This window comes from Novosphingobium sp. Chol11 (assembly GCF_945870625.1).
GTDB lineage: Bacteria > Pseudomonadota > Alphaproteobacteria > Sphingomonadales > Sphingomonadaceae > Novosphingobium.
The window spans coordinates 1-7,688 of sequence record NZ_CAMBTS010000126.1 but is presented as its reverse complement, the minus strand read 5'-3'; the positions used below and the strand labels follow the sequence as shown (position 1 = coordinate 7,688).

Annotated in this window: 8 protein-coding genes and 1 pseudogene; 6 read left to right on the top strand and 3 right to left on the bottom strand. The window is 64.2% G+C overall.

The features are described 5' to 3' along the window. Together Q0O40_RS14485 and Q0O40_RS14480 are read right to left on the bottom strand one after the other, a co-directional pair. Nucleotides 1-356 (bottom strand): annotated as a pseudogene (locus Q0O40_RS14485) (anthranilate synthase component I); the annotation flags it as partial. A gap of 116 nt (nucleotides 357-472) precedes the next feature. Beyond that, on the bottom strand, nucleotides 473-2,407 hold the full coding sequence (locus tag Q0O40_RS14480) for a peptidylprolyl isomerase (protein WP_295531373.1): 1,935 nt from the start codon (nucleotides 2,405-2,407) through the stop codon (nucleotides 473-475). A 245-nt stretch (nucleotides 2,408-2,652) separates the two neighbouring features. Here Q0O40_RS14480 and tpiA point away from each other — a divergent pair, with 245 nt between their 5' ends. The 3 genes from tpiA to Q0O40_RS14465 all read left to right on the top strand — a co-directional run bounded on the left by tpiA (nucleotide 2,653) and on the right by Q0O40_RS14465 (nucleotide 5,736). Next, nucleotides 2,653-3,423 carry a triose-phosphate isomerase gene (gene tpiA, locus Q0O40_RS14475; protein ID WP_295531370.1) on the top strand — a complete coding sequence of 257 codons (771 nt, stop codon included), beginning with the start codon at nucleotides 2,653-2,655 and terminating at the stop codon, nucleotides 3,421-3,423. 102 nt (nucleotides 3,424-3,525) lie between these two features. Then, complete coding sequence (gene secG / locus Q0O40_RS14470) at nucleotides 3,526-3,954, top strand: preprotein translocase subunit SecG (RefSeq protein ID WP_295531367.1); 429 nt, start codon at nucleotides 3,526-3,528, stop codon at nucleotides 3,952-3,954. Between the two features lie 150 nt (nucleotides 3,955-4,104). Then, nucleotides 4,105-5,736, top strand: coding sequence for a CTP synthase (locus Q0O40_RS14465; protein ID WP_295531364.1), 1,632 nt, complete (start codon nucleotides 4,105-4,107; stop codon nucleotides 5,734-5,736). Between the two features lie 67 nt (nucleotides 5,737-5,803). On the opposite strand, the gene Q0O40_RS14460 is transcribed toward Q0O40_RS14465, so the two are convergent. Beyond that, nucleotides 5,804-6,262 carry an Hsp20 family protein gene (locus tag Q0O40_RS14460; RefSeq protein WP_295531360.1) on the bottom strand — a complete coding sequence of 153 codons (459 nt, stop codon included), beginning with the start codon at nucleotides 6,260-6,262 and terminating at the stop codon, nucleotides 5,804-5,806. Nucleotides 6,263-6,412: 150 nt separating this feature from the next. On the opposite strand from Q0O40_RS14460, the gene grxC reads away from it, so the two are divergent. From grxC to Q0O40_RS14445, 3 genes are all read left to right on the top strand, one after another. Next, nucleotides 6,413-6,706 (top strand): glutaredoxin 3, encoded by a 294-nt coding sequence (gene grxC, locus Q0O40_RS14455; protein WP_295531357.1) that lies wholly within the window; start codon nucleotides 6,413-6,415, stop codon nucleotides 6,704-6,706. A 24-nt stretch (nucleotides 6,707-6,730) separates the two neighbouring features. Then, nucleotides 6,731-7,603 (top strand): carbon-nitrogen hydrolase family protein, encoded by an 873-nt coding sequence (locus Q0O40_RS14450; protein ID WP_295531354.1) that lies wholly within the window; start codon nucleotides 6,731-6,733, stop codon nucleotides 7,601-7,603. Continuing rightward, the coding region (locus Q0O40_RS14445; protein WP_295531376.1) for a DUF1178 family protein at nucleotides 7,600-7,688 on the top strand (89 nt) is incomplete at its 3' end. The genes Q0O40_RS14450 and Q0O40_RS14445, both read left to right, overlap by 4 nt.

The following is a 7,688-nucleotide window of genomic DNA, read 5'->3' as shown; positions in this document are numbered from 1 at the left end:
TCGACAAGGCCCACCGTTTCATAGCCGAAATAGCCGACGAGGCAGGCGAGCGATTTGGGCAGGCCTGCGGGCACATCGATGCGGCAGGCGCTGACCAGCGCGCGCAATTCTTCGAGGCTATCCCCCGCAAGCGGCACGAAGGCACTGTGATCATGCTGCCACGCGCGGTTGATCTCGGCGCTATGCCCATGCGCGCGGAACAGCAGGTCTGGATCGATGCCGAGCAGGCTGTAGCGCCCGCGCACTTCGCCGCCTTGAACCGATTCGAGCAGGAAATCGCCGCGCCCGGGCTCGATCAGCTTGAGCGCCGCGCCGACCGGGGTTTCGGTATCGGCCAGCAGTTTGCGCCAGATCAGCGCGGGCTTGCCATGCCCGAGCGCTTCGGCGGCGGCGGCGGCATTTTCCGGGCCAGCTTTTGCCGGCGCGGCATCGCCCGGCGCAGCCGTTTCGCCGACACGCAAGGGCACCCGGCTTATTGCCCGCCCAGAAGCTGCGTGCGGACCGCGCGGATCCCGGCTTCGTTGCGTTTGACGCCGATTTCGTCGCGCATCGCGGCGCGCAGCGCGAAGGCATATTCCTGCCCAGCGGCTTCGCCCAGTTCGCGCCGGGCCTGCTCGATCACCGGATCGTTCGGAGCAACCTCGCCCAGCTTGATCTTGCGCAGATGGACGACCAGCCAGCCTTCCTTGTTCGGCGCTTCGAGCCGCTTGGCGGTGCCGCCCGCCATGGCGAACATCAGCGCCAGCGGCGGGGGCACGCGGCCCTGCATCGAGTTCACTTGTTCGCGCGAGATGGCAACGTCGCGCGGCGGAGGCAGCGCGGTGTCCAGCGATTTGAGCGCGTCGACCAGTGAGGTGCCCTTGCCGAGCGCGGCAATCAGCTTGTCGGCGGCAGCTTTGGCGGCGCCGAGGCCTTGGCTGCGTGCGAAATCGGCGGCAATTTGCGCGCGAATTTCAGCAAGGGGCGGCGGTGCGGCGGGCACGATGCGGGCCACATCGAAGATCGCGATGCGCTTGCCCGGCAAGACTTCGGCGATCTGCGGTTCGCCTTCGCGCTCCATGGTGAAGGCGGTTTGCACCAGCGGCGCAAGATCGGCAGACAGCGCGCCCGGCGGCTTTCCGGGAACCGTGCCATCGGCAAGGATCGGATCGGTGGTGATGAGCGAGAGCCCCAGCGATTTGGCGACATCGGCAAGACCGGTCCCGTTGCCGAACTGCTCCTCAAGCTTGGCCGATAGATCGGTGAGCGCGGAACGGCGCTTTTCCGCGATGATCGCGGCCACAATCTCGGGCTTTGCCTGATCGAAGGTTTTGCCCGGATTGCGGGCAATGCCATCGACCCGGATCACATGCCAGCCCAGCCCGCTCTTGGCAGGCGCGGCCAGCTTGCCTTGCGCGGCGGCAAAGGCGGCGTCGGCGACGGCCTGCGATGCGGCGGCAAGGAGCGCCGCGCGGGATTGCTTGTCGAGCTTGCTGGCCGAAAGCCCTTTGGCGGCGGCGGCGGCCTCGATCGACTTTCCGCCCGCAATTTCGCTGGCGAATGCTTTGGCCGCCGCTTCTGTCGGCACGATCACCTGGGTCAGGCTGCGGGTTTCGCTGGGGGCGTAAGTGGCCGCGCCGAGCTTGTAGCGGGCTTGCACATCGCTGTCGCTGGGCTGGACGATATCCTTGATCACGCTATCGTCGAAGGCGACGAAGCGAATGGCGCGGCTTTCGGGGCGCGTATAAAGCGCGACGTTGGCTTTATAATACCCGGCCAATTGCGCCTCGGTGGGCGGCGTTTTCGGCGCAAACAGTAGCGAGGGCACGAGCAGAACGGAGCCTTCCCGGCTTTCCTTGGCCAGCGCGATATAGCGCAGCGCCGCCTCACGCGGCAGGCGCGCGCCGATGCTGGCGGGCACGAGCAACTGACGCGCCATCAGCCCTTTGGCAAAATCATCGCGAACCAACGCTTCGCTAAGGCCGCGCTGAGCGATCAATTGCTTGTAGGCTTGCTCGCTGAACCGTCCGTCTGCGCCCTTGAACGCCGGACTTTTCGTGATTTCGCTGTCGATCAGCCGTTCGCCTGTGGCAAAGCCGTGGCGCTTGCCCCATTCCATCAGCGCCGCGCGATCCGCCAACTGGCTGAGCATCTCATCGACTGCGCCGCCTTCCACAAATTCCTTCATCGTCAGCGCCGGGCTTTGCTGGCGCGCGTTTTCGAGCGCTCGGGTCATGCTCTGGCTAAGCTCGGATACATCGATGCGCGTTTGGCCGACCGTCGCGGCGCGATCACCCCCGGCGACTCCACCAAAGGTATTCGACGATATGTCTGCGCCAGCAAATGCGAGCGCGATCAGGCCCAGAAACACCAGCGTGATGAACACACCGATCCGCGATTTGGTAAAGGAGCGAAAGAAACTGAGCATGTACGCCGATCATAAGATAGATGGTTGCAAGCGCCGCATTAGGGGCCAAACGCGCTTGCCGCAATGGGGGCAGATCTGGGGCGGGGCAATCTGGTGGCGAACGGAGGGCCTTTGTTTGAAGGTTTACTCCATTGCCTTGCGGTTCGTTCCACTGTTTCGTCCGCATTCCCCTTTGCAGGCAAGGACCTGTTTGTTAAGCGCGCCCGGCAGGTTATGACATCAATCACAGGACGATACCCCAATCCATGACGCAGCGACCCTATATCGTCGGAAACTGGAAGATGAACGGCAGCCGCACGATGCTGGCCGAAGCGCGCTCGATCGACCGGGCGGCACAGCGTTATCCGGACGTTGAAATCGCCCTGGCCCCGCCGTTCACCCTGATCGACGCGCTGCGCGAGGCAGTGAGCGCGATCGGCGTCGGCGGGCAGGATTGCCATGCCGAAGTAAAGGGCGCGCATACTGGCGATGTTTCGGCAGCGATGCTGGCCGATATTGGTGCGGATTTCGTGATCGTCGGGCATAGTGAACGCCGCCGCGATCACAAGGAATCCAATGCTGCGGTACGCGCAAAGGCGAAGGCGGCGCTGGCGGCGGGGCTGGGGGTGATCCTGTGCGTGGGCGAAACATTGGCCGAGCGCGATGCGGGCAAGGCTGAGGCGGTTGTCGGCAAACAGATCGATGGCTCGCTGCCTAAGGGCGAAGGCATTGTCGAGGCGATTGCAGCGGCAAGGCTGGCGATTGCCTATGAACCGGTCTGGGCGATCGGGACCGGCCGGGTGGCGGCGATCGAGGATGTGATCGCGATGCATGCCGCGGTGCGGGCGCGGCTGATTGCCGCGTTTGGCGACAGCCATGCCAAAGTGCGCATCCTTTATGGCGGCTCGGTCAATGGCGAGAATGCCGGCGCCTTGCTGGCAGCAGAAGGAGTGGAGGGCGCGCTGGTTGGCGGCGCCAGCCTGACCGCCGATGCCTTTCTGCCGATCATTGCTGCGGCAAGCCGCCCCATCGACTGAGCGCGCGCATCGCGGCGGGGCGCATCGCCGCTGGCCCCATCGCGCCTTGCGCAAGCAGCCCGCGCCGCTTAGATGAGCGGCAACATTCGAGGCAGGATCAGCATGTCGTTCTTTATCTTTCTGACCGTGGTTCAAGCGCTGATCGCAGCGGCGCTGGTGGGCGTTATCCTGATCCAGAAGTCCGAAGGTGGCGGCCTGGGCGTCGGTGGAAGCCCGGCAGGTTTCATGTCGGCGCGCGGTGCGGCCGATTTTCTGACCCGGGCAACGACGGTGCTGGCGACCTTGTTTGTGGGCCTGAGCATCGTGCTCGCTGCGCTCGCGGTGAGCACGACCACTGGCCGCAAGATCGACACCTCGCTGGATCGCACTGTTCCGGCGGCCCCGGTTATCCCGGCAGACCCCTTGGCAAAGGCGCAAGGTGCGCCGGTGCAGGGCATTCCGGCTGTCGGCCCAGCCGAAACGCAGCCGGCATCAGAACCGGCGGCGCGCCCCGGGCCTGCCGATCCCCTGGCACCAGCCACCAAGCCATAACGCCGCCAATTCGTAACATCTGATTGGCAAGTCGCCGCGCGTGGTCTTGCCGGTTGATCGGGCCTGAACATCGGGCCTGTGGATTGGCTGCGCAATTCTGGCGGTGCTCTCTTGCGCGCGCGCTGCATCTGACGATAAGGCTTAGTCCCCATGGCGCGGTACATTTTCATCACCGGCGGCGTGGTCTCCTCGCTGGGCAAAGGGCTGATGGCGGCAAGCCTTGCGGCTCTGCTTCAAGCGCGCGGTTTTCGTGTGCGCATCCGCAAGTTCGATCCGTATCTCAACGTCGATCCGGGCACGATGAGCCCGTATCAGCACGGCGAGGTGTTCGTGACCGATGACGGCGCTGAGACGGATCTCGATCTAGGGCACTACGAGCGCTTTACCGGGGTTTCGGCGCGCCAGTCCGACAACATTACCTCGGGCCGGATCTACCGCGACATCATCACCAAGGAGCGGCGCGGCGATTATCTGGGCGCGACCGTGCAGGTGATCCCCCACGTGACCGATGCGATCAAGGAATTCGCGCGCGCCGAGACCGAAGACCTCGATTTCGTGCTGTGCGAGATCGGCGGCACCGTCGGCGATATCGAAAGCCTGCCGTTTATCGAGGCTATCCGCCAACTGCGCAACGAGCTGGGGCGCGAGGCGACGTGCTTTGTGCACGTTACGCTGGTGCCCTACATCGCCGCAGCAGGCGAGCTCAAGACCAAGCCGACGCAGCATTCGGTGCGCGAATTGACCGGGCTTGGCATCCAGCCCGATATCCTGCTGTGCCGCTGCGAACATCCGTTGCCCGAAACCGAGCGCGCCAAGATCGCGCTGTTCTGCAATGTGCGCAAAGAGGCGGTGATCCCGGCGCTGGATGCGCAAAGCATCTATTCGGTGCCGCTCCAATACCACGGCGAGGGGCTGGACGGCGAAGTGCTGCGCCATTTCGGGCTCGGCGCGACAGCGCCGGATCTGGCGCGCTGGGCCGACATCGTCGATCGCTATCAAAACCCCGAAGGCGAAGTGACGATCGGCGTGGTGGGCAAGTATATCGGTCTGCAGGATGCCTACAAGTCGCTCAACGAGGCGCTGGTGCACGGCGGCATGGCCAACCGGGTCAAGGTCAATATCCGCTGGATCGACGCCGAGCTGTTTGAGAAAGACGACGCCGAGATCGCCGCGCTGCTTGAGCCGATGCACGGCATTCTGGTGCCCGGCGGATTTGGCGAGCGCGGCGCCGAAGGCAAGATCGCCAGCGTGCGGTTCGCGCGCGAACGCAAGGTGCCGTTTCTTGGCATCTGCTTTGGCATGCAGATGGCCTGTGTCGAGGGCGCGCGCAATCTGGCGGGCATTGCGGCGGCAAGTTCGAGCGAATTTGGCGAAACCAGCGAGCCGGTGGTCGGCATCATTTCCGAATGGATGACCCCAGAGGGGCTGGAAACCCGCGCTGCGGGGGGCGACCTTGGCGGCACGATGCGCCTCGGGGCCTATGAGGCCACTCTAGCGGGCAACAGCCATGCAGCGCAGATTTATGGCAGCGGCGCAATCAGCGAGCGACACCGGCATCGCTATGAGGTCAATGTCGCGTATCGTGACCGTCTGGAGGCTGGCGGCCTGGTGTTCTCCGGCATGTCGCCCGACGGGCTGCTCCCCGAGATTGTCGAGCGGCCCGATCATCCGTGGTTTATCGGCGTGCAGTTCCACCCCGAACTCAAGAGCCGCCCGTTTGATCCGCATCCGCTGTTCAAAGGGTTTATCGCCGCCTCGGTGAAACAGGCGCGGCTGGTCTGAACCTTGAAAAGGGGGCGGACCTTGCGGGTCCGCCCCCAACGGGACCAAAACTCAGAACAGGGCCGGATCAGGCGGCAGCCGCACCGCCTTCGACGATGGCGAGCGAAGGCTGGCCGCCGATTATCACCTTCTTGGGCTTCATCGCTTCGGGCACTTCGCGCACCAGATCGATGATCAGCAGGCCATCGGCCAGATCGGCGCTTTCCACGCGGACGAAGTCGGCCAGCTCAAACCGCCGCTCGAACGCGCGATTGGCGATGCCGAGATGCAGGAACTGCTTGTCCTCCGCCTCGGTCCGGCTGCCTTTGATGACCAGCAGGTTCTGCTGTGCGGTGATATCGAGATCGGCAGGCTTGAACCCTGCCACCGCCAGCGTGATCCGAAAAGCGTCCTCGCTGCGGCGCTCGATGTTGAATGGGGGGTAGTTGTCGCCGGCTTGCGCGCGGGCCTGGCGTTCGAGCAGATCGAATAGCCGGTCAAAACCGACAGTGGTGCGGCGATAGGGGGTAAAATCGAGATGGTTCATGGCAATATCCTCGTGTTTGAGCAATCTGCGTTGTCCCTCCAAAGCCCAATATGCGGCGCTTCTTCGGGGGTATTTCGTGACCAAGCCCGCTTGCGGCGCATGACACGAAAACCCATGTGTGATAGCCGAACGGCTTTTCAAGAGGTTCTGATGACAGATAATCCAGCGACCGAACACGCGGCTGCCCCCCCCACCATCGAGATCTACACCAAGTGGGGCTGCCCCTATTGCTCGCGGGCCAAGCGCCTGCTCGACAGCAAGGGCGCGGTCTACGAAGAGCATGACATCACCATGGGCGGCCCGCGCCGCGCCGAAATGCTGGAGCGCGTGCCCGGAGCAATGACTGTGCCGCAAATCTTCATCGGCGGGACAGCGGTGGGCGGATCGGATGATCTGGCCGCGCTCGAGGCCGGCGGCAAATTGGACGCTATGCTTGCTATATGAGGCTGATCACATGAGGTTCGTAAGGTGAGCATCACTGCGCCTGCTCCTCCGGTCACAGTGGCCCTGCTGCAGATGACCAGCGGGATCGATTCTGCCGCCAATGCTGCGGTGATGGTCGCGGGGGTGGCAGCGGCCGCTGCCGGGGGCGCAGCCATGGTGTTTACGCCCGAGATGTCTGGCTTGCTCGACCGCGACCGCAAGCGCGCAGCGGCGCATATCCTGCCCGAGGCAGACAGCCCGGTGCTGAGCGCAGTGCGCGAAGCGGCGGCGCATGCGGGAATATGGGTGCATATCGGCAGCATGGCGGTGCAGATCGAGAGCGACGCGGGGGCCGATTTGTGGGCCAATCGCGCCTTCGTGATCGATCCTGCCGGCCAAGTCGCAGCCCGCTACGACAAGATTCACATGTTCGATGTCAATCTGGCGAGCGGCGAGGTCTGGCGCGAATCCGCCGCCTATCAGCCCGGCGCGGAAGTAGTCACAGTCCAATGTCCCGTCGGCAAGCTAGGCCTGACGATTTGCTATGACATCCGTTTCCCGGCCCTGTTTGAAGAGCTTGGCCGGCAAGGCTGCGATGCGATCGCCATTCCCGCCGCGTTCACCGTGCCGACCGGACGCGCGCACTGGCATTTGTTGCAGCGCGCCCGCGCCGTGGAAGCCAGCGCGTTTGTCATCAGCGCGGCGCAGGCCGGCCGCCACGGCGATGGGCGTGAAACCTTTGGCCATTCGCTCGCGATCGATCCATGGGGCGATGTGCTGCTCGATCTGGGCGAGGGCGACGGAACCGGCGCGCAACTAGGGTTCGCCGTGATCGATCCAGCCCGGCTCAGCGACGTGCGCGGCCAATTGCCCAGCCTTGCCAATCGCCGGATCATCCCTAAATCCTTGCCGATATGATTGTATTCGATCTGCAGTGCGAAGCCGCCGGGCACCTGTTTGAAGGCTGGTTCAAATCGTCAGACGATTTTGCCAGCCAACAGCA

Coding starts and splice junctions, on each gene's coding strand:
- Q0O40_RS14480 (WP_295531373.1), bottom strand. CDS start 2,407: ATGCTCAGTTTCTTTCGCTCCTTTACCAAATCGCGGATCGGTGTGTTC.
- tpiA (WP_295531370.1), top strand. CDS start 2,653: ATGACGCAGCGACCCTATATCGTCGGAAACTGGAAGATGAACGGCAGC.
- secG (WP_295531367.1), top strand. CDS start 3,526: ATGTCGTTCTTTATCTTTCTGACCGTGGTTCAAGCGCTGATCGCAGCG.
- Q0O40_RS14465 (WP_295531364.1), top strand. CDS start 4,105: ATGGCGCGGTACATTTTCATCACCGGCGGCGTGGTCTCCTCGCTGGGC.
- Q0O40_RS14460 (WP_295531360.1), bottom strand. CDS start 6,262: ATGAACCATCTCGATTTTACCCCCTATCGCCGCACCACTGTCGGTTTT.
- grxC (WP_295531357.1), top strand. CDS start 6,413: ATGACAGATAATCCAGCGACCGAACACGCGGCTGCCCCCCCCACCATC.